The sequence below is a fragment of the Rhizobium mayense genome (genome assembly GCF_030272705.1).
GTDB lineage: Bacteria > Pseudomonadota > Alphaproteobacteria > Rhizobiales > Rhizobiaceae > Rhizobium > Rhizobium mayense.
In genome coordinates this window covers 1-404 of the sequence record NZ_JARFYM010000131.1, presented here as the reverse complement: position 1 = coordinate 404, position 404 = coordinate 1, and the positions used below count along the sequence as shown (strand labels likewise).

General features: G+C 59.4%; 1 protein-coding gene. It reads right to left on the bottom strand.

What is annotated here, in order from left to right:
- Positions 1 to 404, bottom strand: a 404-nt coding sequence (locus PY649_RS34915; protein ID WP_285873633.1) for an isochorismatase family protein, incomplete at both ends; no start/stop codon positions are given.

The window sequence follows — 404 nt, the reverse complement described above, 5'->3', positions numbered from 1 at the left end:
GTTTCCTGACGTGCCCAATCCTGCTGCAGTTCATAGACAAAGTGTTGGGCGGTAGTCGGAACTGCACCGGCCTGGATCATACGCTCGACAGCCCGCTCGTGGACCTGGATATCCGTGTCGCCGCAGGCATCGGCAACAAAGAAAACCTCGTATCCGCGGCGAAGACCCTCGATGACGTTGAATGCGGTGCACGCGCATGTCCATAGGCCGGCGATGATCAGACGCTTACGTCGGGTTGCCTCCACGGCAGAGACGAAACCGGAATCGAGCCAGGCATTGATCGAGGTGCGATCCGGGATTGGATGCCCCGGAAATACATCCTTGGCGACCTCGGGCACGAATTGACCGGCAAAGGTGTTGGCGGTGACGGTCGTCAGCACCGTGGGAAGCTTGAACAGCTTGGC